This is a genomic window from Nocardia puris (assembly GCF_036051655.1).
Lineage (GTDB): Bacteria > Actinomycetota > Actinomycetes > Mycobacteriales > Mycobacteriaceae > Nocardia > Nocardia puris.
The window spans coordinates 7,090,339-7,113,895 of record NZ_CP107943.1 but is presented as its reverse complement, the minus strand read 5'-3'; the positions used below and the strand labels follow the sequence as shown (position 1 = coordinate 7,113,895).

The 23,557-nt window shown below is 71.0% G+C and carries 20 protein-coding genes; 8 read left to right on the top strand and 12 right to left on the bottom strand.

Annotation, left to right across the window (positions count from 1 at the left end):
- Positions 1 to 45: 45 nt before the first annotated feature.
- Complete coding sequence (locus OHB21_RS33010) at positions 46 to 468, top strand: DUF4913 domain-containing protein (RefSeq protein ID WP_067513906.1); 423 nt, start codon at positions 46 to 48, stop codon at positions 466 to 468.
- A 77-nt stretch (positions 469 to 545) separates the two neighbouring features.
- Here the strand turns inward: OHB21_RS33010 and OHB21_RS33005 are convergent, their stop codons facing one another.
- Both OHB21_RS33005 and OHB21_RS33000 read right to left on the bottom strand, forming a co-directional pair.
- The gene (locus OHB21_RS33005) at positions 546 to 1,181 is read right to left on the bottom strand and encodes a hypothetical protein (RefSeq protein ID WP_067513905.1); all 636 of its coding nucleotides are present in this window, start codon (positions 1,179 to 1,181) and stop codon (positions 546 to 548) included.
- Between the two features lie 408 nt (positions 1,182 to 1,589).
- Positions 1,590 to 2,459, bottom strand: coding sequence for a peptidylprolyl isomerase (locus OHB21_RS33000; protein WP_195124495.1), 870 nt, complete (start codon positions 2,457 to 2,459; stop codon positions 1,590 to 1,592).
- 141 nt (positions 2,460 to 2,600) lie between these two features.
- On the opposite strand from OHB21_RS33000, the gene hisS reads away from it, so the two are divergent.
- From hisS to OHB21_RS32985, 3 genes are all read left to right on the top strand, one after another.
- A complete protein-coding gene (gene hisS / locus OHB21_RS32995) occupies positions 2,601 to 3,878 on the top strand; it encodes a histidine--tRNA ligase (RefSeq protein WP_067513915.1) in 1,278 nt (425 codons plus the stop codon).
- A gap of 88 nt (positions 3,879 to 3,966) precedes the next feature.
- A complete protein-coding gene (locus OHB21_RS32990) occupies positions 3,967 to 4,605 on the top strand; it encodes a hypothetical protein (RefSeq protein WP_084538160.1) in 639 nt (212 codons plus the stop codon).
- A gap of 100 nt (positions 4,606 to 4,705) precedes the next feature.
- On the top strand, positions 4,706 to 5,713 hold the full coding sequence (locus tag OHB21_RS32985; RefSeq protein ID WP_195124494.1) for a malate dehydrogenase: 1,008 nt from the start codon (positions 4,706 to 4,708) through the stop codon (positions 5,711 to 5,713).
- Positions 5,714 to 5,719: 6 nt separating this feature from the next.
- On the opposite strand, the gene OHB21_RS32980 is transcribed toward OHB21_RS32985, so the two are convergent.
- The 6 genes from OHB21_RS32980 to OHB21_RS32955 form a co-directional block, all read right to left on the bottom strand.
- Positions 5,720 to 7,255: an MFS transporter gene (locus OHB21_RS32980; RefSeq protein WP_195124493.1), complete on the bottom strand. Its 1,536-nt coding sequence runs from the start codon at positions 7,253 to 7,255 to the stop codon at positions 5,720 to 5,722.
- A complete protein-coding gene (locus tag OHB21_RS32975; protein WP_195124492.1) occupies positions 7,252 to 7,830 on the bottom strand; it encodes a TetR/AcrR family transcriptional regulator in 579 nt (192 codons plus the stop codon). The genes OHB21_RS32980 and OHB21_RS32975 overlap by 4 nt, the downstream gene beginning before the upstream one ends.
- A 187-nt stretch (positions 7,831 to 8,017) precedes the next feature.
- Entirely contained in the window at positions 8,018 to 9,106 is a 1,089-nt protein-coding gene (locus OHB21_RS32970) for a 2-oxoacid:ferredoxin oxidoreductase subunit beta (protein ID WP_195124491.1), read from the bottom strand.
- A complete protein-coding gene (locus tag OHB21_RS32965) occupies positions 9,106 to 11,046 on the bottom strand; it encodes a 2-oxoacid:acceptor oxidoreductase subunit alpha (protein WP_195124490.1) in 1,941 nt (646 codons plus the stop codon). Before OHB21_RS32965 ends, OHB21_RS32970 begins: the two co-directional genes overlap by 1 nt.
- 67 nt (positions 11,047 to 11,113) lie before the next feature.
- Entirely contained in the window at positions 11,114 to 12,133 is a 1,020-nt protein-coding gene (locus OHB21_RS32960) for an Rv2578c family radical SAM protein (RefSeq protein ID WP_195124489.1), read from the bottom strand.
- A 31-nt stretch (positions 12,134 to 12,164) separates the two neighbouring features.
- Entirely contained in the window at positions 12,165 to 13,157 is a 993-nt protein-coding gene (locus OHB21_RS32955; protein ID WP_067513898.1) for an NAD-dependent epimerase/dehydratase family protein, read from the bottom strand.
- A gap of 209 nt (positions 13,158 to 13,366) precedes the next feature.
- On the opposite strand from OHB21_RS32955, the gene OHB21_RS32950 reads away from it, so the two are divergent.
- Together OHB21_RS32950 and OHB21_RS32945 are read left to right on the top strand one after the other, a co-directional pair.
- On the top strand, positions 13,367 to 13,684 hold the full coding sequence (locus OHB21_RS32950; RefSeq protein WP_067513912.1) for an ESX-1 secretion-associated protein: 318 nt from the start codon (positions 13,367 to 13,369) through the stop codon (positions 13,682 to 13,684).
- 8 nt (positions 13,685 to 13,692) lie between these two features.
- A complete protein-coding gene (locus OHB21_RS32945) occupies positions 13,693 to 15,342 on the top strand; it encodes a hypothetical protein (protein WP_067513897.1) in 1,650 nt (549 codons plus the stop codon).
- 382 nt (positions 15,343 to 15,724) lie between these two features.
- On the opposite strand, the gene OHB21_RS32940 is transcribed toward OHB21_RS32945, so the two are convergent.
- Complete coding sequence (locus OHB21_RS32940; protein ID WP_195124488.1) at positions 15,725 to 16,249, bottom strand: hypothetical protein; 525 nt, start codon at positions 16,247 to 16,249, stop codon at positions 15,725 to 15,727.
- A 116-nt stretch (positions 16,250 to 16,365) separates the two neighbouring features.
- Entirely contained in the window at positions 16,366 to 17,292 is a 927-nt protein-coding gene (gene ypfJ / locus OHB21_RS32935) for a KPN_02809 family neutral zinc metallopeptidase (RefSeq protein WP_195124487.1), read from the bottom strand.
- Positions 17,293 to 17,456: 164 nt separating this feature from the next.
- On the opposite strand from ypfJ, the gene aspS reads away from it, so the two are divergent.
- Complete coding sequence (aspS, locus tag OHB21_RS32930) at positions 17,457 to 19,235, top strand: aspartate--tRNA ligase (RefSeq protein WP_067513894.1); 1,779 nt, start codon at positions 17,457 to 17,459, stop codon at positions 19,233 to 19,235.
- 58 nt (positions 19,236 to 19,293) lie between these two features.
- On the opposite strand, the gene OHB21_RS32925 is transcribed toward aspS, so the two are convergent.
- Entirely contained in the window at positions 19,294 to 20,325 is a 1,032-nt protein-coding gene (locus OHB21_RS32925) for a DUF2189 domain-containing protein (protein ID WP_324191863.1), read from the bottom strand.
- Positions 20,326 to 20,519: 194 nt separating this feature from the next.
- On the opposite strand from OHB21_RS32925, the gene OHB21_RS32920 reads away from it, so the two are divergent.
- Positions 20,520 to 21,689: a phosphotransferase family protein gene (locus OHB21_RS32920; protein WP_067513892.1), complete on the top strand. Its 1,170-nt coding sequence runs from the start codon at positions 20,520 to 20,522 to the stop codon at positions 21,687 to 21,689.
- 186 nt (positions 21,690 to 21,875) lie between these two features.
- Here the strand turns inward: OHB21_RS32920 and OHB21_RS32915 are convergent, their stop codons facing one another.
- A complete protein-coding gene (locus tag OHB21_RS32915) occupies positions 21,876 to 23,540 on the bottom strand; it encodes an alkaline phosphatase D family protein (protein WP_324191864.1) in 1,665 nt (554 codons plus the stop codon).
- Between the last annotated feature and the right edge of the window lie 17 nt (positions 23,541 to 23,557).

The window sequence follows — 23,557 nt, the reverse complement described above, 5'->3', positions numbered from 1 at the left end:
GCAATCAGCGTCGAGTGCCGTGTGCGAGGATCGTGAGGTGCGGTCATGAGTGAGGAACAGCAGCCGCCCGCCGGCCAGGAACCGCCCGCGGCTGCGGAGCCGCCGACCATCTACACCAGCGTTGTCGAGTTCGTCGAGAACTACTTGAGCCTGGTCTACCGCCGTCAGGTCACCGATATCAGCGACACCGTGTGGTGCCCCGAATGGTGGCAGCACGCCGAGGCGGCGGCGCGGCTGGACGCGGTCTGGCGGGCGTGGGAACACCTGCGTCGGGACGGCAGCACCGGATTGAGCGTGTGGTTCCTCGACCACGCCGACCCGCACATGGCCAAGCTGTTCGATCCGCGCGGCCCGTTCAAATACTGCAGTGTGCGCAACGGGCACAAGGACATGCTGAGTCCGCTGCCGTTGAAGACGCCCACCGACGGGATGTGGACCGATCCGACTGCGGGCAACTTCCGCCAGTAGGCGCACGTGAAAGTGCCCGCTGCCGAGGCAGCGGGCACCTTTCGCAGTTCCGTGGGAACGCTGTTGCGTGAGAACGCTTACTGCCGTACGCGTTCCAGTCCGCGCGCCTCGATCTCCCTGGCGCGGGTGCCGACGGCGCGTTGCGCGTCGGGCTTGGCGCGCACCGCGTCCTCGAGCGCCTGGCCCTGCCCGACCTCCACGAGCATGCGGACCGCGGCGAGTTCGGGGGCGACGCCGATGCGGGCGAGATGCGCGGCGATGGCCATGCGGCGCTCGGTCGAGTCGTAGCGCATCAGCGGCTGGCTCGCGGCCGTGGCGGCGGTTGTCGCGGTGGTGGCCATGGCGGTGTGGGCCGTATCGGCCTGCGAGAGATAGCGGTCCTTGTACAGCGAAACACCCTTGCTGCCACCGCTTTTCTGGACGCCCGGCGCGATCTTCTCGACCCCCGGCGCCGCCTTCTCCACCGTGGGGACGGCCCTCTCGACCAGGCGCGCGAGCTCGAGGTTGCGCGGGTCCTTCGACTTGTTGTCGCGGGCCTCGCGGATCTGGAGTTCGCGGGCTTCCTTCAGGCGGGCCTCGGTGATCTTGGCCCGGGCCTCGGCTTCCTTCTGACCACGTTCCCGGGTGCGCAGCGCGACCAGGGTCGCCAGCTGCAACATGGTCTTCATGATGGCCGCGGTCTGCTGACCGATGTCGTCCAGTTCCTCGGACATGGCTGCTCCCCGATGCTGCAGTGATCACTATGGATGATTGTGGTGCTTCGTCACGGACGCCGCCGGGCGAACGGTGATCCGCCGGTGGCGCCCCGCCTGCAAACGCGGACACCCGGAGCACCCGTGTCGCGCGTTCCCATCCGGTCGGGGATCGCCCTCGTGCGGGGACGGCTTCGGCACGGAAACTCCGTGTATCGAGATTACCCGAGAAACGCCTGGCACGACCGGCCGGGCGTGCCGCAACCAGCATATAACGCGCATTTCCGACACGCGCTCGGACGCGCCGGAGGATCTCCGGCATGAGGGCACCCTTACCGGAGGAACGGCGGGGATCGCGCCCGTCGCCGGGAACGGGTCGGGCCCGGCACCGAATCCGGTGCCGGGCCCGACGGCGCGGGGTGCGCGAACTCAGTCCAGCCGTACCGATTCCAGCACGACCGGCTGGTTCGGTGCGCCGTCGCCGGGGCCGTTGGCGTTGTCCTGGCCGATCTCGGCGATCTTGTCCAACGTGGACAGCGAGTTCTCGTCGACGGTGCCGAAGATGGTGTAGTTCGGCGGCAACTGCGAGTCTCCGTACACGAGGAAGAACTGGCTGCCGTTGGTGGCCGGGCCCGCGTTGGCCATGGCCAGCGTGCCGCGCGCGTAGCTGATCGGCTGCTGCAATTCGGGGGCGTTCGGCGCGTACTGATCGGTGGGGTACTCGTCGGCGAAGGTGTACCCCGGACCGCCGTTGCCCTGGCCGGTCGGATCGCCGCACTGGAGCACCTTCAGGTACTCGTCGGCCGTCATGCGGTGGCAGGCCACGCCGTCGAAGAAGCCCTGGCTCGCCAGGCTCACGAAACTGTTGACGGTGCAGGGGGATTCGGCGTTGTTCAGGGTCAGGCCGATCGGGCCCTGGCTGGTCTCCACGCTCACGCTCACCGTCGAGTCGCCGCCGGTGGTGGGGATGCCCTCGGTCCTGGCGGGCTTCTGCACCGGCTTCGCGGCGGGCGCGCCGTCGTTGTAGGCGCAGTTCACCAGCTCCGGCTTGGGCTGGGCCGCGGGCGGCGGCGCCGCCGACAGCGAGGCCTCCGGGGTCGGCTCGGCGGCGTTGTTCTCGCCGTCCTCGCCCTTGGTGAGGAAGTAGACACCCGTGACCGCCGCGACCACGACGACGACGCCGAGCACCGATCCGGCGATGGTCATCTGCTTGCGCTTGCGCGCTCGCGCGGCGCGGTTCTCCAGCTGACGTTCCAGCTTGCGCTTGGCCGTAGCTCGTCGCTGTTCGTTGGTCGGCACTCCCACGTTCCTCCCGTATCGGCTTGCATCCGAGGTAAGAGTGTGCCATCCCTTCCTGAGACCGCTCCGGGGTGCGGCGAGCCCCGCACGCTACGGAACCGGTTGGACTTGGTGGCCCACGGTGGTGGAAACTGGACCATCGTGACCAAGACCAGCAGCTTCACCGCCCCGAAGGGTGTACCGGACTACCTGCCCCCCGCCTCGTCGGAGTTCGTCGCCGTGCGCGACGGGCTGGTGCACGCGGCCCGGCTGGCCGGCTACGGGCACATCGAGCTGCCGGTCTTCGAGCAGACCGCCCTGTTCGCCCGCGGCGTCGGCGAATCGACCGACGTGGTCAGCAAGGAGATGTGGACCTTCGCCGACCGCAACGGCGAGAGCTTCACGCTGCGCCCGGAGGGCACGGCGGGCGTGATGCGCGCGGTCATCCAGCACGGCCTGGACAAGAGCGGCCAGCTGCCGATCAAGCTCTGCTACGCGGGCCCCTTCTTCCGCTACGAGAACCCGCAGGCGGGGCGCTACCGCCAGCTCCAGCAGGTGGGCGTGGAGGCCATCGGCGTGGACGACCCCGCGCTCGACGCCGAGGTCATCGCCATCGCCGACGCCGGTTTCCGCGCGCTCGGGCTCACCGGGTTCCGGCTCGACATCACCTCGCTGGGCGATGACACCTGCCGCCCGCAGTACCGGGAACTGTTGCAGGACTTCCTGTTCGGGCTCCCGCTGGACGAGGAGACCAAGCGCCGCGCGGCGATCAACCCGCTGCGCGTGCTCGACGACAAGCGGCCAGAGGTGCGCGAGCTCACCGCGAACGCGCCGCTCATGATCGACCACCTCTCGGAGTCGGCGAAGGCGCACTTCGAGCAGGTGCTCGGCCACCTCGACGCGCTGGGCGTGCCGTACACGGTGAACCCGCGCATGGTGCGCGGCCTGGACTACTACACCAAGACCACCTTCGAATTCGTGCACGACGGGCTGGGCGCGCAGTCCGGTATCGGCGGCGGCGGCCGCTACGACGGCCTGATGGCCGAACTCGGCGGGCAGCCGCTCTCGGGCATCGGGTTCGGCATCGGCGTGGACCGCACCGTGCTCGCGCTGCGCGAGGAGGGCAAGCCCGCGGGCGATCCGGCGCGCTGCGACGTGTTCGGCGCGCCGCTGGGCGATGCCGCCAAGCAGCGCCTGGTGGTGGTCGCGGCGCAGTTGCGCGCGGCGGGTGTGCGCGTGGATCTGGCCTACGGCGGGCGCGGGATGAAGGGCGCGATGAAGGCGGCCGACCGTTCCGGCGCCCGGTACACGCTGGTGCTCGGCGATCGCGATCTGGCCGAGAACAGCGTCGGCGTGAAGGACATGTCCACCGGCGAGCAGCGGCAGGTGCCGCTGGACGAGGTGGTCGGTGTGCTGCGCGAGGCGCTGGCCGCCGGGTAGCGCGGCGGCGACCCGCCCCCGCGGGCGCGCGGCGCGGGGTACCGTGGCTGCGCGCCACGGGTGCGGTGGCTCGCGGGAGAGGTGGACTGTGGACGCGAAACCCGTTCAGCCGGAGCCGGTCGGGCTGGATCTGGTGGCCCCGGAGATGTACGCGCCGATGCTGCGCAGGTTGTCGCTGGCCTCGGTGGGCATCGGCGTGGGCGCGGGCCTGCTGGCCGCGCTGCTGGTGAGCTGGCCGCTCGCGGTGGCCATCGGCGTGGTGGTGGGCGCGCCGACGGCGCTGTACACCGTCGCGCTGCGGCGCCGCCGGATCTGGATGACCGGGACCACCCTGCACGTGCGGCGGCTGTTCGGCGAACGCCACCTCGAGGTGTCGCGCGCGAACGGCGTGGAGCTGCTGGTCTATCCGGCGCGCCTGAGCCGGGTGGCGCTGCGGCTGACGGCCGGGCCGGAGCGCCAGCTGATCCCGCTGGCCATGTACACCGACGCGGGCAGCGGCCGGGAACTGCACCTGCTGGGCCTGCGCAAACTGGCCGACGCGCTGGCCACCAGCGAGCTGGCCGCGGCGGTCGCCGTGTCCTCGATGCTGGTGTCGCAGTTGCGTGCCGAGGCCCGCGACGCCGGGCTCGAGGAGCGTCCGCTCTATCGCGCGGTGCGCCTGGTGCGGGCCAAGGACTACGTGTCGCCGGTGGTGCTCACCGATCGCGAGGTCGCCGAACTCGGCTGAAAACCGCGTGCTGAGGCGTTGCTCACCACCGGGTTCCGCGTGCGGTGCGGGTTATTAGGCTCGGGGACGGAACATCCGACGAGACGCCGAGGAGTTCGTGTTGAGCACCGTCGCTCGCAATCACCCCGTAACTGTCGCCGTGACCGGTGGGGCAGGCCAGATCGCCTACGGCCTGCTGTTCCGCATCGCCTCCGGCGCGCTGCTCGGCCCCGACACCCCGGTGCGGCTGCGGCTGCTCGAGATCCCGGCCGCGTGCGCCGCGCTGGAGGGCGTCGCGATGGAACTGGAGGACGGCGCGTTCCCGCTGCTGGAATCCATTGATATCGCCGACGATCCGCGCGTCGGCTTCGAGGGCGCCAACGTGGCGTTGCTGGTCGGCGCGCGCCCCCGCACGGCGGGCATGGAGCGCTCGGATCTGCTGGCCGCCAACGGGCCCATCTTCACCGAGCAGGGCCGCGCGCTCAACGCCGCGGCGGCCGACGATGTGAAGGTGCTGGTGGTGGGCAACCCGGCCAACACCAACGCCTACATCGCCATGAGCAACGCGCCCGACATCCCCGCCGAACGCTTCACCGCCATGACGCGTCTGGACCACAACCGCGCGATCGCGCAGCTGGCCAAGAAGACGGGCGCGCCCGCGGCAGAGATCGCGCGAGTCGCGGTGTGGGGCAACCACTCCGCCACCCAGCTGCCCGCTATCGCGCACGCCACGGTCGGCGGGCGCCCCGCGACCGAACTGGTGGACGAGGCGTGGATCCGGGAGGTGTTCATCCCGACCGTGCAGCAACGCGGCACCGCCATCATCGAGGCGCGCGGCGCGTCGTCGGCCGCGAGCGCGGCCAGCGCGGCGATCGACCACATCCACGACTGGGCGCTGGGCACGGCGCCCGGCGACTGGACCTCGATGGCGGTGCCGTCGGACGGTTCCTACGACATCCCGAAGGGGCTGATCTGCTCGTTCCCGGTGGTGTGCGCCGGCGGAGAGTATTCGATCGTCTCGGACCTGACGTTCGACGACGACGCCAGGGCGCGGTTGTTCGCGACCGTCATGGAACTCGAAGCGGAGCGCAAGGCGGTCACCGATCTCGGTTTCGCCGGCCCCGCGTAGTCGAGGTCAGTGCGACTGCCTGGTGATGTCGGTGCCCTTCGGGGTGGTGACGAACACGACGGCGGCCGCCGCGAGCATCACGAGTCCACCGATCAGGCTGGTCACCTGCATGGATTCGGTGAACGCCGCCGAGGCTTCGCTCGCCAGCAGCGGCAGGCCGAGCTGGTCGGCGACGGCGATCGCGGACCCCAGCGACTCGCGGGCGGCATCGGCCAGTGCGGGGTCGAGGCTGTCGAGCAGGTGGTCGGCGTCCAGGCGCGAACGGTAGAGCACCGCCGCCGCGCTGCCGAGGGTGGCGACGCCGAGCACGCTGCCCAGGTCGTAGGCCGTCTCCTCGATGGCGGCGGCGCTGCCCGCCTTCTCCTGCGGGCTGCCCGACATGATCATCGCCGAGCCGATCGCGAGCGACCCCATGCCCGCGCCCACCAGGCACAGCGCGACCAGCACGTGGCCGTAGACCGGGCTCGACGGGACGAACAGCGCCAGCATGCCCACGCCCGCGACCGCCAAGCCCCCGGCCAGCACGCTGCGCGCGCCGATCGCGCGCGCCAGCAGCGGCGCGAGCACCGAGGCCACCGTCGCCGCCGCCGCGACGGGCAGTAGCAGCACGCCCGTGCGGATCGGGGACGCGCCCTCCACCAGCTGCATCCACTGCGCGAGCAGCAGCAGCGCCGCGCCGAGCGCGAACGTCGCGCCGAGCGCCGCCACCACGGCCGCCGTGAACGGCCTGCTCGAGAACAATCGCACGTCCAGCAGCGGATCGGGGCGGCGCAGGCAGCGCAGCACGAACAGCGTGAGCAGGGCGAGCGCGGTCAGCAGCACGATCCAGCCGTCGGCGTCGGCGAGCGTCTCCTGCTTGGCGAAATGCTTGAACGACCACACCAACCCGACCATGCCCGCCAGCGAGAGCCCCGCGCCCACCAGGTCCCAGCGGCCCGGGTTCGGGTGGCGCGCCTCGGGCAGGATCAGCGCGCCCGCGACGAACGCGATCGCCATCAGCGGCGCGTTCACCAGGAACGCCGCTCGCCACGAGAAGAATTCGAGCAGCAGGCCGCCCACGATCGGGCCCACCGCCGCGCCGACGCCCGACACCGCCGCCCAGATCCCCAGCGCGGTCGCGCGTTCGGCGGGATCGGTGAACACGGTGCGGATCATCGACAGCGTGGTGGGCATGATCATCGCGCCGCCCACGCCGAGCAGCGCCCGCACCGCGATCACCGCCTCGGGCGAGTGCGCGAACAGCACCAGCACCGACGCGCCGCCGAAGACCGCGTACCCGGTCAGCAGCAGGCGTTTGCGGCCCCAGCGGTCGCCGATCGAACTCATCGTCACCAGCAGGCCGGCCAGCACCAGCGAATAGCTGTCCACGATCCACAGCAGCTGATCGGAGGCGGGCCGCAGGTCGGCGGCCATGTCCGGGATGGCGATATTGAGGATCGTCATGTCCATCGTGATGACCAGCAGGCTGGCGGACAGGACGGCGACGGCGGCCCAGCGGCGGGTGGCCGAACCGGCGGGGGCCGCGGTGGCGGAGGTATTCACGGGCGCGGCTCCTCGTCGGGGGTGGCGCCGGCGAAGAGCGCGGCGAGGGTGTCGGTGATGTCGGCGAGCGTCAGCGGCTCCTCGTGCAGCACGGCGTGCCAGGTGGCGCCGTCCACGTAGACGGCCACGGCCACCGCCCGGCGGGCGCCGATGCGCGGGGTCAGCAGGGCCACCAGCTCGTCGAACCAGCGCAGCGACAGCGCGCGCAGCTCCGGATCGGTCATGGCGGCGGTGGTGACGGCGACGTCGGCGGCGAGGACCTTGGAGTCGCGCACCGCGGCGTGCACGGCCTCGGCGACGGCGGCGAGCGGGTCGCCCTCGGCGGCGAGCGCGTCGCGGAACCGTGCGAGACCGCCGTCGATATCGGTGGCCAGGTGGTGCAGCGCGGCCTGGCGTAGGTCGTCGAGGGTGGCGAAGTACTGGGTGGTGGAGCCGAGCGGGACGCCGGCGCGCGCCGCGACGAGCCGGTGGGTGAGCGCGTCGGCGCCGACCTCGACGATCAGCTCGGCGGCCGTCGCGATGAGGAGGGCGCGCCGGCCCTCGGGATCGCGTTTGCGTCGCGCGGGGTTGGCCATGGCAGCCCTCCTTCCGTACATATGTACATGTACGTTTGTACATTAACTCGGGCGAAAGTGCACGTGGGATGTGTGGGGGACCGTTCGGCGAGCGCGGCCGGTTCGGCGGGGTCGGACGAATGCCGTTGCGGGTGAGGTGAATTCGTCCGCTTCGAGAAGAGGGCGTCGAGAGTGGTGGCGGGTTACGTCACCGTGCTCGGTCGACGGTCCAGGTCTCCGGGCCGGTCAGCAGCTCTTGCAGCGATTCGGGTGTGACGGGGTTGCGTTCGCGGGCCGTGGCGGCCTGGGCGCGGACGCTGTCGTCGTAGGTCGGCCGCGCGACGCTGCGGAACACGCCGGTCACCACGTGCGTCAGGTTCTGGTCCGACAGGCGCGAGAGCGCGTACGCGTAGCCGGGGTCGTCGGCGTAGGCGTCGTGCACGACGATCTCGGCCGGGTCGACCTCCGCCGTCGCGACCACGTCGAGGCCGAAACCGCTACGCACAACGGCGAATTCGCCGTCCGCGCCGAAGACGATCGGCTCGCCCTGGCGCAGCGGTATGAGGTGGTCGGCGGCGTGCTCGCGGCGCAGCGGATCGAACGAGCCGTCGTTGAAGATCGGGCAGTCCTGCAGGATCTCCACGAACGAGGTGCCGCGGTGCTGGGCCGCGGCCCGCAGTACCTCGGTGAGCCCGGCGCGATCGGAGTCCAGGGCGCGCGCGGCGAACGTGGCCTCCGCGCCCAGCGCGATCGACAGTGTGTTGAACGGGTGGTCCACCGAGCCCATGGGGGTGGACTTGGTGATCTTGCCCTCTTCGGAGGTGGGGGAGTACTGGCCCTTGGTGAGCCCGTAGATGCGGTTGTTGAACAGCAGGATCGTCATGTTCACGTTGCGGCGCAACGCGTGCACGAGGTGGTTGCCGCCGATGGACAGCGCGTCACCGTCGCCGGTCACCACCCACACCGACAGGTCCGGGCGCGTCACGGCCAGGCCGGTGGCGAGGGCGGGCGCGCGGCCGTGGATGGAGTGGATGCCGTAGGCGTCCAGGTAGTACGGGAAACGGCTGGAGCAGCCGATCCCGGACACGAACATCAGGTTCTCCCGGCGCAGCCCGAGTTCGGCGAGGAAGCCGCGCACCGTCGCCAGGATCACGTAGTCGCCGCAGCCGGGGCACCAGCGCACCTCCTGATCGGAGGCGAAGTCGGCGGCCTTCTGCGGCGCGTCCGCAGCCGGGACGCCCCACGTGCCGGTGATCCCCAGATCCGTTCCCACGAGCGATGTTTCGATGATGGTCATCAGCGGCCCCCGGTCTGTGCGCCGTGGTGGAGGTAGGTGGCCGACGCCCGCGCGGCCTCGGTCTTGGCGCGCTCCAGCTCCTCGAGCGAACCGTCCAGCGCGGCATCGATGACGCCGACGAGCTCCTGCGCGGAGAACGCGGTGCCCGCGACCTTGGTCCAGGGCCGCACATCGGCGAGGTAGCGCGCGCGCAACAGCAAGGCGAGCTGCCCGCCGTTCATCTCCGGCGCCACGATCGTGCGGTAACGGCCCAGTACCGCACCGAGATTCGGCGGCAGCGGATTGAGATGCCGCAGATGCGCCTGCGCCACCGGCACGCCCCGGCGGCGCGCGCGGCGGCAGGCCTCGCCGATCGGCCCGTACGAGCTGCCCCAGCCGATGAGCAGCAGTTCGGCGCGCCCGTCGGGATCGTCCACCACCAGGTCGGGGACGGCGATGCCGTCGATCTTGGCCCGCCGCAACCGCACCATGAGTTCGTGATTGGCCGGATCGTAGGAGATGTCGCCGGTGCCGTCGGACTTCTCCAGCCCGCCGATGCGGTGCGCGCGGCCCCGCGTGCCCGGCACGGCGAGCGGTCGCGCCAGCGTTTCGGGATCCCGCGCGTAGGGCAGGAATTCGGACGCGTCCTCGGCGTCGGGCTCGAATCCCGGGTCGATGGGCGGCAAGTCGCGCACATCCGGAATCGCCCACGGCTCCGAACCGTTCGCGATCGCGCCGTCGGAGAGCAGCAGGACCGGCGTGCGATAGGTGAGCGCGATGCGGGCCGCCTCGACGGCGGTGGCGAAGCAGTCGGCGGGGGAGCGCGGCGCGAGCACCGGCACGGGCGATTCCCCGTTGCGGCCGTAGAGCGCTTGCAGGAGATCGGCCTGTTCGGTCTTGGTCGGCAACCCGGTGGAGGGCCCGCCGCGCTGGACGTCGATGACCAGCAGCGGCAGCTCGGTCATGACGGCCAGGCCGATGGTCTCGCTCTTCAGCGCCAGCCCCGGCCCCGACGTGCTGGTGACGCCGAGCGAACCGCCCAGCGACGCCCCGAGCGCCGCGCCGATGCCCGCGATCTCGTCCTCGGCCTGAAAAGTGGTGACGCCGAACCGCTTGTGCTTGCTCAGCTCGTGCAAGATGTCCGACGCCGGGGTGATCGGATAGGTGCCCAGGAAGACCGGCAGGCCCGACAGCTGTCCCGCCGTCACCAGACCGTAAGCGAGCGCGGTGTTGCCGGTGATCTGGCGATAGGTGCCCGGCGGCAGCGCGGCGGGCGCGATTTCGTAGGTGGTGGCGAAGGTTTCGGTGGTCTCGCCGTAGTTCCAGCCCGCGCGGAACGCGAGGATGTTCGCCTCCGCGAGCTCCGGGAACGCCGCGAACTTCTCCCGTAGGAAGCGCTCGGTGCCGCCGAGCGGCCGCCCGTACATCCACGACAGCAGGCCGAGCGCGAACATGTTCTTCGCGCGCCTGCCGTCCTTCTTGCCGATGCCGGACGGTTCGGCGGCGGTGAGCGTCAGCGTGGTCATCGGCACGCGGTGCACCACGAAATCGGTGAGCGAGCCGTCCTCGAGCGGGTCGGCGGTATAGCCGACCTTGGCCAGGGCGCGCTTGGTGAACTCGTCGGTGTTCGCGATGACGGTCGCGCCGCGCGGCAGGTCGTCGATATTCGCCTTCAGCGCGGCCGGATTCATCGCGACCAGCACATCGGGCTGATCGCCCGCGGTGAGGATGTCGTAGTCGGCGATCTGGATCTGGAACGACGACACACCGGGCAGCGTGCCCTGCGGCGCGCGGATCTCGGCGGGGAAGTTCGGCTGGGTGGCCAGGTCGTTGCCGAACGCGGCCGCCTCGTGGGTGAAGCGGTCGCCGGTCAGCTGCATGCCGTCGCCGGAGTCGCCGGCGAATCGGATGACGACCTTGTCCAGTGGGGCCGCCGCGGAATCCTCGCGATGCGCAACCATCTGCCTGCTCGACTTCCTCGTCGAAGAAGGGTGCCTCCCGCCAACCTACTAGCATTCGGCGGGACGGTCAGCCGAACAAGGCCAGCTGCGTGTCGGGCGCGGGAGCCGGTGCGGGCGCGGCCTTGGGCCGGGGCGCGTCGCTCTCGCGCGCGAGGCCGTGCCGGACCAGCAGCGGAGCCACCCGCTCGCGCAGCCACGCCGAATACTCCGGTGAGACGTAGGCGCCGCGGCCGTAGAGCCCCCGATACCGGCGCAGCAGCGCCGGGTGGTGTTCGGCCAGCCAGCCGAGAAACCAGCCGCGCGTGCTGCCGCGCAGGTGCATCGGCAGGATCGTCACCGAGGCGCCGCCGGCCCCGGCGATCGCGGCCAGCAGCGCGTCCAGGTGGGCGCGGCCGTCGGTGAGGTAGGGGATCACGGGCGCGACCATCACATGCACGTCGAACCCCGCGTCGGTGAGCGCGCGCACCAGGTCCAGCCGCGCGCGGGGCGACGGCGTGCCGGATTCGAGCCCCTCGTGCAGCGCCGGGTCCAGGATGGCGATCGAGACGGCCAGGTGCACCGGCACCTCGCGGGCGGCGAGGGTGAGCAGCGGCAGATCGCGCCGCAGCAGCGTGCCCTTGGTGAGCACGGAGAACGGCGTGCCCGCGTCGGTGAGCGCGCGAATGATGCCCGGCATCAACCGGTATCGGCCCTCGGCCCGCTGGTACGGGTCGGTGTTGGTGCCCAGCGCGACGGGCTCGCGCCGCCACGAGCGGCGGGCCAGCTCGCGGCGCAGCACCGCCGCCACGTTCGTCTTGATCACCAGCTGGGCGTCGAAATCGCGGCCCGCGTCCAGGTCCAGGTACTCGTGCGTGGGCCGCGCGAAGCAGTAGCGGCAGGCGTGTGAACAGCCGCGCATCGGGTTCACCGTCCATTTGAACGGCAGCGACGACTCGGCGGGGATCTTGTTCAGCGCGCTCTTGCAGAGCACCTCGTGGAACGTGATGCCCTCGAACTCCGGGGTGCGGACGGTCCGGACGAGCCCCGCCCGCGTCAGGCCGGGCAGGGCGCCGTCGTCGGCGTCCAGGGTCTGGTTCTGCCAGCGCACCCCGTCAGTCGAACATGCGTTCTAATGACTGTCAAGCGGCGGCGGCCGCGAAACCCTCCGGGTCGGCGTAGAAGGCGACCAGGTCGCGCAGTGTCTCGTCGATCGGGCGCGGCCGGTAGCCGAGTTCGCGTTCGGCCTTGCCGTGGTCGACCAGCGGCGCCGAGACCAGCGCGCCCAGCGCGGCCTTGGACAGGATGTCGGTGTCGAGCATCTTGCCGATCGGCGCGAGCACCGGGATCAGCCCGCCGACCAGCTTCGGCGGGATGGTGAAGCGGGGCCCCTTCTTGCCGCCGTACGCGGCGGTGCGGCGGCACAGATCGACCATTGCGATCATCTGCCCGCCGAGCAGGTAGTTCTCGCCGGTGCGGCCCTTCTCGGCGGCCAGCAGCAGTCCGCCCGCCACATCGCGCACGTCGACCAGGTCGAAGCCGCCGCCGATCATCGCGGGCAGCCTGCCGTGGGCGGCGTCGCGCAGCGTGCGGTTGATCCGCGACAGCGGCGTGCTGCGATCGACCGGGCCGAACACGCCGGTGGGATTGCACAGCACCGCGTCCAGGCCCTTGTCGATCACCGAGCGCAGCGCGATCTCGCCGGCCCACTTGGACCGGTCGTAGACGGGCAGCCCGGGATCGGTGGAGCGCGCCGAGGTCTCGTCGATGCGCCCGCCACAGCTGTACTGATCGAACGCGTGGATGGAGCTGGCGTGCACCAGGCGGCGCGCGCCGACCTCGAGCGCGGCCTCGGCGACGACGCGCACGCCCTCGGTGTTGACGCGCCACGCCAGATCGTTCTGTTCGGCCAGGGTGATCACCGCCACCAGGTGGTAGACGATCTCCGCGCCGTCGAGCACCGACCGCATCGATGCCGCGTCCAGCACGTCGCCGGTGACCCAGGTGACGTTCGGGTGGACGATGTGCCCGGGGACGGCGCGGTCGATCGCGGTGACCTCGTGTCCGAGGTCCGCGAGCCGGCGGAGCAGATTGGTACCGAGGTAGCCGGCGGCGCCGGTCACTGCGACCTTCATGGCGCAAGAATATAGAACTTGTTCTAATTTGCAACAAGTTCTAGTTCTGTCGGAGCCCGCGGATCGGCTCGAAAACTGTCCGAAGGGTCGGCTATATTGACCACACCGGGGCGACGTCGCCTCCTCGGGCGGTCCCAACTGCCCGACGGCACAGTCGTTTCTGACGTTTCGACAAGACGTACACGCACACGACGAATGGGGGGCATGCGATGACCGAAGTCTCAGTACAGACCGATGGCGTACGGGAGTTCGCCGCACAGAACGCCGGGATCGCCGCGCAGATCTCGGGCGCCGCCAATATGGACCTGGTCGGCAGCGTTTCGGCGCTCACGCCGGTCTTCGGCCTGATCGGCGCCGACTACCTGCTGAGCTTCGCCGCCGCGCAGGTACTCCAGGCCAGGGACATCCACGACCTGTCCGCGAAGTACTCCGACCTGTCCTACAAGGCGTTCAACGCCGCCTCGCTGTACGAGACCACCGACGGTGACAACGCGGGCGCGCTGAACGTCCAGGCGACGCAGATCTGAGGGGCGTGATGAAACCACTGGACAGTTCGCCCACCGGACTCATCGCGCCGCCGTCCGAGCCCGGCGCCGAATCGCTCGACCACGCGACCGCGGCCTCGCACGCCCCCGCCGCGCCGCAGAGCACCGCCATCCCGACCGATCAGGCGATCGTCGACGTGCCGCTGACCCAGCTGCCCGAGGACATCCCGCCGGTCGAGGCGCCCGAATTCCTGCTGTCGCGCAAGGTCGGCGAGGATTCGCCGGGCCTGGCCACCACGCCCGCGGGCCTGGGCGGCCTCGGCGGGTTGGGCGGCGGTTCCGCTCCCGACCCGCAGGACATCCTCGGCGGCGTTTCCGCCGACGTCGACAATCTGCTGGCCGGCGCGAACAACGCCATCAGCCACGCGGCCGAACAGGCGCAGGACGCCGCGCAGAACCTCATCGCCCCGGCCAGCGGCCTGCTGGGTGGGGGTGGCGGCGGTGATTCGGCCACCGCGAGCCCCACCGCGGGCGAATCCTCGCCGCTGCCGACGCTGCCCGAACTGCCCGCCGATCCGATCGGCGCGCTGATGAGCGGGCTGCAGGTGCCGGCGCTGCCCGGCGTCGACCTGCTGTTCCAGCCGATCCTGGAACTGCTGCAGAGCTTCGGCACCGGCGTGCTCGGCGCATTGGACCCGACCGCGATCCTCAACCAGTCCTCGCAGGTCATCGAGATGGCCATGCAGGTCGGCAAGGGCAGCCTCGCCACCGTCGAGCAGCTGTGGGAGGGCCAGGCCTCGCGCCAGGCGCAGATCGCGGGCCAGGAGGCGCAGGCGCAGGGGCAGGAGACCAGCCAGCGCGGCTTCGACATCTCCGAGCTCACCCAGCGCGCGGCTGCGGTGGTGCAGCAGGGCAACGCGCAGTTGCTGACCGTCGCTGGCTCGTTCGCCGCGCAGGCCACCGCCATGGCGCCGGTGATCCTCACCCCGCCCGGCCAGGCCGCGATCATCGCGACGGCGACCGAACACCTCGGCCAGGCCGTGACGATCGTGAACACCACCCGCGGGGATCTGGCGGGCAAGACCGCCGAACTCAACGGCGTGGTGTCGCAGCTGCTGGGCCAGAGCGGGCTGCCCGCGCCGCAGGAGGTCGCCCAGGCCGCCGTGCAGAACATCGGCGAGCCGCTGCTCGCGCAGGCGCAGGAGACCGCGACGCAGGCCGCGAGCACCAACCCGAGCGGACTCAACACCGGCTCGCCGTCTACGTCGACGCTGCCGTCCTCGCTCAACACCCCCGGCTCCCCGGGCCCGGGTTCGCCCGGTCTGATCGGTACGCCCGGCCGTCCGGGTCCCGGCCCCGGCGGCCCCGGCCCCGGTTCGGGCGCGCGCCCGGTCACCGGTCTGCCCGGTGTGGCGATCCCGTCGGCGCGCCCGATGGGCCTGCCCGGCGCGACCATTCCCGGTCTCGGCGGGTCCACCACGCCGGCGGGCGCTGGTAGCTCGTTCATGGGCGGCCCCGGCGCGGCAGGCGCGGGTCGGCAGAACGACGACGACGAGCACGGCCGCAACGTGCAGCCCTACCAGAGCCGCACGGGCAACGACGATCTCACGGGCCCGCTCGGCGAGTCGACCCCCGACGTCATCGGCGCCACCCACACCGACGAACTGCTCAGCTCCGATTACGAGCAGGACCAGTTCTAGCGGGGGAAACGCACTCGGTGCCCGTCGCCCTTCGGGGTGACGGGCACCGTCGTTTCTCGGATGTGTCGCGAAACCGGTTGGCATCGCAGGATTCTCGCCCGGGGGGACCCTTTGGCTGTCCCTCGCTGCGGGAGGGCGGATCCGGTCGTCGCCAGCGGAACCGGTTGCGACCTGTCATTTCGGAGCCGCGCTCCTGCACCAGCGCCGTGACGGAGGCTCACGCCACCCGTGTCGACAGGGGGCCGCCGCCGACGGTGCCCATATTCGGCTTTGAAGGCGGCTCACGTAACCCGCGTCGGCCGCCGACGATGCCCCTACTCGGCCTCAAAAGGCGGCTCACGCCACCCGCAGTGCCAGGGTTCGTCGCCCGACGGCGGTGCCCCTACTCCGCCTTGAACGCGTCGATGAGTTCGCGGTAGACGTCGGCGAAGCGCTCGCGGGCGGCCTTGTGGTCGTCGGTGAGGCCCTCGTCGTTGCCGGGCGAGTACAGGATCAGGTGAACGTCCTCGCCGGGATTCTCGGGCATGACGTCGATGATCTGGGAGCCCGACTTGTTGTCGGCCGAGGTCGGGATGCCGAGGTCCACCTCGGCGAGCGCGCGGATCTCGGTGATCGCCTCGTCGAGCGCTTCTTTCGGGACCGACCCGCGCACCTGCTTCGCCGGAGTGTCCGGATCGCGTTCGGGCGCAACGGCATCCGGGTAACGGTGGGCGCTGGCATCGCCGAAGACCTCGAGCTGGGGGCGCAGATCGGTGCGGCCGTCCCAGCCGTCGGGCAGCGTCGTCAGCGTGACCAGCGCGAGTCCCTTGTCCTCGGGCGTGGTGCGCGGGGGTTCGGCCGCGGTCAGACCCGAACCCGTCACCAGCGCGAACGCCACGACCAGCAGAGCCGACGCAGTTCTTCGCATGGCAGCTTCCTTACTCGAGAGCGGTGGCCGAACGCCCACCCGGCCAGCACATTACGCCACGACGGGCGGACACGACAGCGCGCGACCGCCCGTCGAGGGCGGCCGCGCGGGTGGTGTCAGCGCAGGGCGGACGGGTTGTCGAGGTCCTGGGCGGAGAAGGTGTCGCACGCGCTCACCTGACCCGTCCGGTAGCCGGCCAGGAACCACTTCTGCCGCTGCTCGGAGCTGCCGTGGGTCCACGCCTCCGGGTTCACCCGGCCCTGCGCGGCGCGCTGGATGCGGTCGTCGCCCACCGCGGCCGCCGCCGACAGCGCGTCGCGAATGTCGTTGTCGGACAACTTCTTCAGGAACGGCTGATCCGAGCCGGGCGCGGGCATCTTGTCGGCGTAGTACGCCCAGATCCCGGCGTAGCAGTCGGCCTGGAGTTCGGTGCGCACCGCGCCCGACTCGGGTCCGCGCGGATCCCGTTGCGAGCGACCGAGATCGCCGAGCTGGTTCTGCAGATGGTGGCCGACCTCGTGCGCCACCACGTACTCCTGCGCCAGCGGGCCCGCGCTGGCGCCGAACCGGTCTACCAGCTCCTGGAAGAAGCTCGCGTCGAAGTAGGCGGTCTGGTCGGCGGGGCAGTAGAACGGGCCCACGGCGCTGGACGCCTGCCCGCACCCGGTGGCGACCGCGCCCGAGAACAACCGCACCTTGGGCTGGATGTAGCGCTCACCGGTCTGCTTCGGCAGTTCCGTGGCCCACACCGCGTCGAGGCTCTGCGCGGTGAGGACGACCCGGCAGTCGACGTACCGGTTGGCGTCGGCGCCCGTCTTGCAGTGTTCGGGCGTGCCCTGGGTGCCGGGCTGGGACTGCTCGGTGCTCTGCGCGCCGGTGAACTGCCCCAGCACCGAACCCGGATCGCCGCCCAGCAGCAGCGTCAGGACCAGCACGATCAGGCCCGTCGCGCCGCCGCCGAGCGCCAGCTTGCCGCCCATCCCCGGCCCGCCACCGGACGAGGCCCGGTTCGGATCGATCTGCATCCCCTCGTTGAACGTCATGGTGCTCCCATTGACCGGCGTCGCGGCGCCTCGCTAACTGTCGGCTACAGCTTGACACGGCGGGACGGATATCGGTTTCCACTTGCCGAACGTGTCTAACTACGATGGTTGCCGCACCTGGTCGCACACCCTCCCCGGTGTGAAGCGTCGTCGAAAGGAATCCCGTGCTGCGCACCCACTTGGCTGGTTCGCTGCGAAGCGAGCACGCCGGTCAGACCGTCACCCTCTCCGGATGGGTGGCCCGGAGGCGCGACCACGGTGGCGTGATCTTCATCGATCTGCGCGACGCGTCCGGGGTGGCGCAGGTGGTGTTCCGCGAGGGCGCGGCCGCCGAACAGGCGCACCGCCTGCGCGCGGAGTACTGCGTGCTCGTCACCGGCGTGGTGGAGCAGCGGCCCGACGGCAACGAGAACCCCGAGCTGCCGACCGGGCAGATCGAGGTGAACGTCACCTCGCTCGAGGTGCTGAACGAGAGCGCGCCGCTGCCGTTCCAGCTCGACGAGCAGCCCGGCGAGGAAGCCCGCCTCAAGTACCGGTACCTGGACCTGCGCCGCGACGTGCCCGGTCACGCCATCCGCCTGCGGTCCAAGGTCAACGCCGCCGCCCGCGAGGTGCTGGCCCGCCACGAGTTCGTCGAGGTCGAGACCCCCACGCTGACCCGCTCCACCCCCGAGGGCGCGCGCGACTTCCTGGTGCCCGCCCGCCTGCAGCCGGGCAGCTTCTACGCGCTGCCGCAGAGTCCGCAGCTGTTCAAGCAGCTGCTCATGGTCGGCGGTATCGAGCGGTACTACCAGATCGCGCGCTGCTACCGCGACGAGGACTTCCGCGCCGACCGCCAGCCCGAGTTCACCCAGCTCGACATCGAGATGAGCTTCGTGCGCCAGGAGGACGTGATCCTGCTGGCCGAGGAGATCCTGGTCGCGCTGTGGAAGCTCATCGGCCACGACATCCCCACCCCGATCCCGCACATGACCTACGCCGAGGCCATGCGCCGCTTCGGCTCCGACAAGCCCGACCTGCGGTTCGGCGTCGAGATCACCGAGTGCACCGAGTACTTCGAGGACACGCCGTTCCGCGTGTTCCAGGCGCCGTACGTGGGCGCGGTCGTGATGCCGGGCGGCGCGAGCCAGCCCCGCCGCCAGCTCGACGCCTGGCAGGAGTGGGCCAAGCAGCGCGGCGCGAAGGGCCTGGCCTACGTGCTGATCGGCGAGGACGGCACGCTCGGCGGCCCGGTCGCCAAGAACCTCAGCGACGCCGAGCGTGAGGGCCTGGCCAAGCACGTGGGCGCGGTGCCCGGCGACTGCGTGTTCTTCGCGGCGGGCCCGGCCAAGGCGCAGCGCGCGCTGCTGGGCGCGGCGCGCGGCGAGATCGCCCGCAAGGTCGGCCTGATCGACGAGAACGCCTGGTCGTTCGTGTGGATCGTGGACGCGCCGCTGTTCGAGCCCGCCGATGACGCCACCGCCAGCGGCGATGTGGCGCTGGGGCATTCGGCGTGGACGGCGGTGCACCACGCGTTCACCTCGCCCAAGCCGGAATCGCTGGACACCTTCGACACCGACCCGGGCTCGGCGCTGGCCTACGCCTACGACATCGTGTGCAACGGCAACGAGATCGGCGGCGGCTCGATCCGTATCCACCGCCGCGACGTGCAGGAGCGGGTGTTCAAGGTGATGGGCATCAGCCACGAGGAGGCGCAGGAGAAGTTCGGCTTCCTGCTCGACGCGTTCGCCTACGGCGCGCCCCCGCACGGCGGCATCGCCTTCGGCTGGGACCGCGTCACCGCGCTGCTGGCCGGGCTGGACTCGATCCGCGAGGTCATCGCGTTCCCGAAGACCGGCGGCGGCGCCGACCCGCTCACCGACGCCCCGGCCCCGATCACCGCGCAGCAGCGCAAGGAAGCCGGACTGGACGTCAAGCCGGACGAGGCGAAGAAGGCCGACTGATCGCACGGTTCCGGTCCGGTGCGCGCACCGGACCGGAACCCGTGTAGGACCGGACCGGTCAGGGGGCGACCGGGCGGCCCGTCAGGACGCGGTAGCCGTAGGAGACGGCCAGCACGGACACCGGGCCCGCCACCAGCAAGCCGATCCCGCAGAGCAGCAGGCCGAAGAAGGTCAGGATCGCGACCGAGAGTGCGAGCAGCAGGGTGGGCACGACATTGTTGATCACCAGCGTCGCGCTGGAGCGGATCGCGTCGATCGGGCCCATGTCCTGATCGACGACGAAGTGCAGCGCGAACATGCACAGCACGCCGACCGCGAGACCCGGCAGCACGCACAGGGCCAGCCCGAGCCAGGTGCCGAACGCGGCCAGCAGCGCCGTCAGCAGCACGTTGCCCGCGTTGGGGATACGGAAGAACGAGCCGAAATGCGGTCGCACACCGTCGGTTTGGTACAGCGCGCCGCGCACCATGGCCGCTTGCAGCAACCACACCCCGGTCATCACCAGCAGGAACAGCAACAGCAGCGGCAGCAGCGAATTCGGTTCGAAGATCTGCACGATCGCCAAGAAGACCAGGTAGATCACGACGCCTGTCGCCGTAACTCCTAGCCACGAACCAACATTCGTACGGAACTTTTCCAGTCCCCAGCTGATCGCGTTGCCCACGTCGAGATGGTCGGGCACGGCCGCCGCCTGGTAGCCGTACACCGGCTGGACCTGTGGCGCACCGGGACCCGTACCGGGCGGTCCGTACACCGGCTGCTGCTGTCCGAGCGGCGGCGGTGGCTCGACGGGCTCGTTGCCGTACTGCGCCGCACCGGGACCCTCGAATTGCGGGTACCCCGCGCCGCCGGGCATCTCGTGCCTGCCGTGGCCGCCGGGCTGCGGCTCGGGGCCGGGGTAAGGGGCGGGCGCCGGGTACGGATCACCGCTCTGCGGACCCGACGCGGGGGGCTGTTGCTGGGGCGATTGCTGCCCGCCGGGCCCCGGGTACTGGTGCTGCCCGGGCGGGGCTGCAAATGGCTCCCCACCGCCCTGCTGCGGTGCGCCGCCGGAGGGGTCTTTCGGCGTGGGAGACGGTGTGTCGGTCACAGTGTGAAGACCTTTCGACGCGACTGGTTTGCGAAGTGGCGCACAGCAGTTCACGATGAGAAAACCGGACGGGTGCAATGGTGTCAAGCGAGCCGGGCGCCGTCCGCCACCACGGGACGAGACACGCCGAGCGAAGCGGAAAGGTTGTGCAACCGCTCGCTAGAAGTGACCAGATGCGAGTAGCTTGAGAGGCGATGACCGCACTATTGGCCGAACGCGCCGCCGAAGTCGTGTCCGCAGCACAACAGTTGCTCACAAAGCGAATGGGTGCTCCGGTGAAGCTGAGCGATCCGATGGAACTCAGCGGTAGTGGTAGGACGACAGTCCTGCGTGTCCGTGTCGCGGAGAACGCCTTCTCGCTACCGCGCACCCTGATCGTGAAGCAGGTCCGCGGGGCCGACAAGGACCGCCGCGAGGCCGGCCCGGCGCCGGGCGTCGCCAGCATCGACTCGGCGTTCCTGCGCGAGGCGGTCTCCTACCAGTTCACCACCGCGCTCAGCCGCGAGCAGCGGCCCGGTGCGTACCTCATCGCCTACAGCCTGCCCGAGCGCCTGCTGATCCTCTCCGACCTCGGCGAGAACACCCGGATGACCGACGTGCTGAGCTCCGGCGCGGAACCCGCCACCCGCCACGCGCTGATGGCGTTCGCGCAGGCGATGGGCCGCATGCACGCCGCCACCGTGGGTCGCGAGGCCGATTTCGTCGCCCTGCTGCGCCGGGTGGAGGTGGTGCACCGGGTCGACGGCATCGCCCAGCAGGCCGAGACCGCCATCGCCGAGGTGCCGGGCCTGTTGCGGCGCGAGCTGGGCATCGAGGTGCCCGGTGAGATCGCCGAGCGCATCGTGCGCGGCAACCGGCTGTTCGCCTCGGGCCGCTTCCGCGCCTTCAGCCCGTCGGATCTGTGCCCCGACAATGTCATACTCAACGAGGAGGGCGCCCGCTTCCTCGACTACGAGTGGGGCGGTTTCCGCGACGCCACCCTCGACATCGCCTACGCGCTGGTCTCGTTCCCGGGCTGCCTGTGCGATATGGAGCTCTCGCGCGAGCGCGCCAAGCAGATGGTGGAGGCGTGGCGCTCCGAGGTGGTCGGGGTGTTCCCGGCGCTGGCCGACGACGACGTGCTCGCCGAACGCATCCTCGAGGCGCGGCTCATCTGGGTCTGGCTGTCGACCTACTGGTTCCTGCCCGCCGACCACGCCCGCATCGCCGCCGCCCGCGAACACGGCCTCTCGGTCCCGCGCTCGGCCGCCCTCATCAACCGCTGGGCCGCCCTCGGCGAGGACGCCCGCTGCACCGGCGACGACGCCATCGGCGATTTCGCCGAACAGGTGTCGGCGCTGCTCGAGGAGCGCTGGGCGGAGTAGTCGCGCCATGCCCGCCGTCGCCGGGCCGGCGACGGCGGGCGAGCAGGCAGTCGGTGTGGGTCGATACCGCGCCGAACTGGAGGACGAGACCCGGGCGCGTGAGATGCGTCCGCGCATCCACGCTCGCCATCGCGGACCTAGAAGCCGCGCCCGCACGGTCCGCCGACGCGATCGTCGAGCCCCGGATCAGGCGGGTGGGCGGGGTTCCAGGCGTCCGCCGCTGCGCACCGCGAACGCCGCACCGTGGCGCACACCGGTGTTCGGGTCCTCCACGTCGAGCACGTAGAACCAGTCCATGCGGGTCTCGGCCTCGGTCACCTCGAGCACGCCGTAGCCGTGGGACTCCACCTCCACGTAGCGCAAGTGGTGGTTGAACGCCTTGATGGACTCCTCGACGGGCACCGCGGCCGTGCGGGGCGGGGCCTTCAGAAGTTCGCCGATGCTGGCCGAGGTGATCGAGGGGACCACGAACTCCGCGCCCACGGTGGGTCCGCCCGGGTAGTTCGCGGGGTTGACCGGCAGGTCCGCCGCCCATGAGGAGTGGATGTCGCCGGTCAGGAACACCACGTCGCCGACCTGCCCGTCAGTGATCGCGCGGAACAGGCGCTGCCGGTCGGCGGTGTACCCGTCCCACTGGTCGGCGTTGGCGGGCGCGCCCGCCTGCGGTACGCCGAGCACCCCGGTGATCGCGGCGGTGGTCGCCGGCTCGAGCGGCGGGAACACCAGCGGCGCGATCATCACCGAATTGCCCACCAGCTTCCATCGCACCGGCGCGGACTCCAGGCCGGCGGTCAGCCACTCCATCTGCGCCTTGCCTGTCAGCGTGCGGTCCGGATCGTCGATCTCGCGCCAGTGCGCGCCCGGCGCGACCTCCTCGTCGCGGTAGCTGCGCAGATCCAGCATGGACAGTTCCGCGAGCGTGCCGAACCGCAGCCGCCGGTAGATCCGCACGTCGGCGCCCGAACCCGCCGCGCGCACCGGCATCCACTCCAGGTAGGCGCGGGCCGAGGCGGCGCGGCGATCCGCCCAGCTGCCTCGCGCCGCCGGGTCGTGGTACTTCGACCCACCCGACCAGGAGTTGTCGGCGGATTCGTGATCGTCCCAGGTGCAGATGAACGGCACCAGCGCGTGCAGGGCCGCCAGATCGGGATCGGTCTTGTACTGGGCGTGCCGGATGCGGTAGTCGGCCAGGCTGACGATCTCGTGCGGCGGATCGTGCGGCCGGACGGTGCCGGTGCGCCCGCCGTACTCGCCGCGCCCGTACTCGTAGATGTAGTCGCCCAGGTGGATGACCGCGTCCAGATCCCCGCGCGCCGCGAGATGCCGGTAGGCACCGAAATACCCGGCCTCCCAGTTGGAGCAGGACACCACGCCGAAGCGCAGGCGGTCGGGGGAGTCGCCGGGCGCGGGCGCGGTGCGGGTGCGCCCGACCGGCGAATCCTGGCCGAACGCGGTGAACCGATACCGGTACTCGCGGCCGGGATGCAACCCGGTGACGTCGATCTTGACGGTGTGATCCGAGTCGGCCGACGTGGTCACCGTGCCCGACGCCGCGACATCCTCGAACTCCGCGTCGGCCGCGATCTCCCAGTGGACCGCCGCGGGTGCGCCGAGCCCGGAGCCGGGTGCGGCCTCGTCGGACACGGTCACGCGCGTCCAGAGCACGATGCCGGTCGGCAGCGGATCACCCGAGGCCACCCCGTGCCGGAACACCGGACCCGAGGCCCGCGCGGGCGCGCCCGCCGTGAGCAGCGCGGTCGCCGTCGCCGCCGCGGCGCCGCCCTTCAACAGGGCGCGCCTGCCGATCGATTCGGCGCGGACGGCATCTGAAACGACCTCGTTTGCAGCCACGGGAGATGATCTCAGCA

Bases quoted from the DNA above. Each gene is read 5' to 3' on its own strand.
- OHB21_RS33010 (WP_067513906.1), top strand. From the start codon at position 46: ATGAGTGAGGAACAGCAGCCGCCCGCCGGCCAGGAACCGCCCGCGGCT.
- OHB21_RS32945 (WP_067513897.1), top strand. From the start codon at position 13,693: ATGAAACCACTGGACAGTTCGCCCACCGGACTCATCGCGCCGCCGTCC.
- ypfJ (WP_195124487.1), bottom strand. From the start codon at position 17,292: ATGACGTTCAACGAGGGGATGCAGATCGATCCGAACCGGGCCTCGTCC.
- OHB21_RS32965 (WP_195124490.1), bottom strand. From the start codon at position 11,046: ATGGTTGCGCATCGCGAGGATTCCGCGGCGGCCCCACTGGACAAGGTC.
- OHB21_RS32950 (WP_067513912.1), top strand. From the start codon at position 13,367: ATGACCGAAGTCTCAGTACAGACCGATGGCGTACGGGAGTTCGCCGCA.
- OHB21_RS32940 (WP_195124488.1), bottom strand. From the start codon at position 16,249: ATGCGAAGAACTGCGTCGGCTCTGCTGGTCGTGGCGTTCGCGCTGGTG.
- OHB21_RS32970 (WP_195124491.1), bottom strand. From the start codon at position 9,106: ATGACCATCATCGAAACATCGCTCGTGGGAACGGATCTGGGGATCACC.
- OHB21_RS33005 (WP_067513905.1), bottom strand. From the start codon at position 1,181: ATGTCCGAGGAACTGGACGACATCGGTCAGCAGACCGCGGCCATCATG.
- OHB21_RS32920 (WP_067513892.1), top strand. From the start codon at position 20,520: ATGACCGCACTATTGGCCGAACGCGCCGCCGAAGTCGTGTCCGCAGCA.
- OHB21_RS32975 (WP_195124492.1), bottom strand. From the start codon at position 7,830: ATGGCCAACCCCGCGCGACGCAAACGCGATCCCGAGGGCCGGCGCGCC.
- OHB21_RS32955 (WP_067513898.1), bottom strand. From the start codon at position 13,157: ATGAAGGTCGCAGTGACCGGCGCCGCCGGCTACCTCGGTACCAATCTG.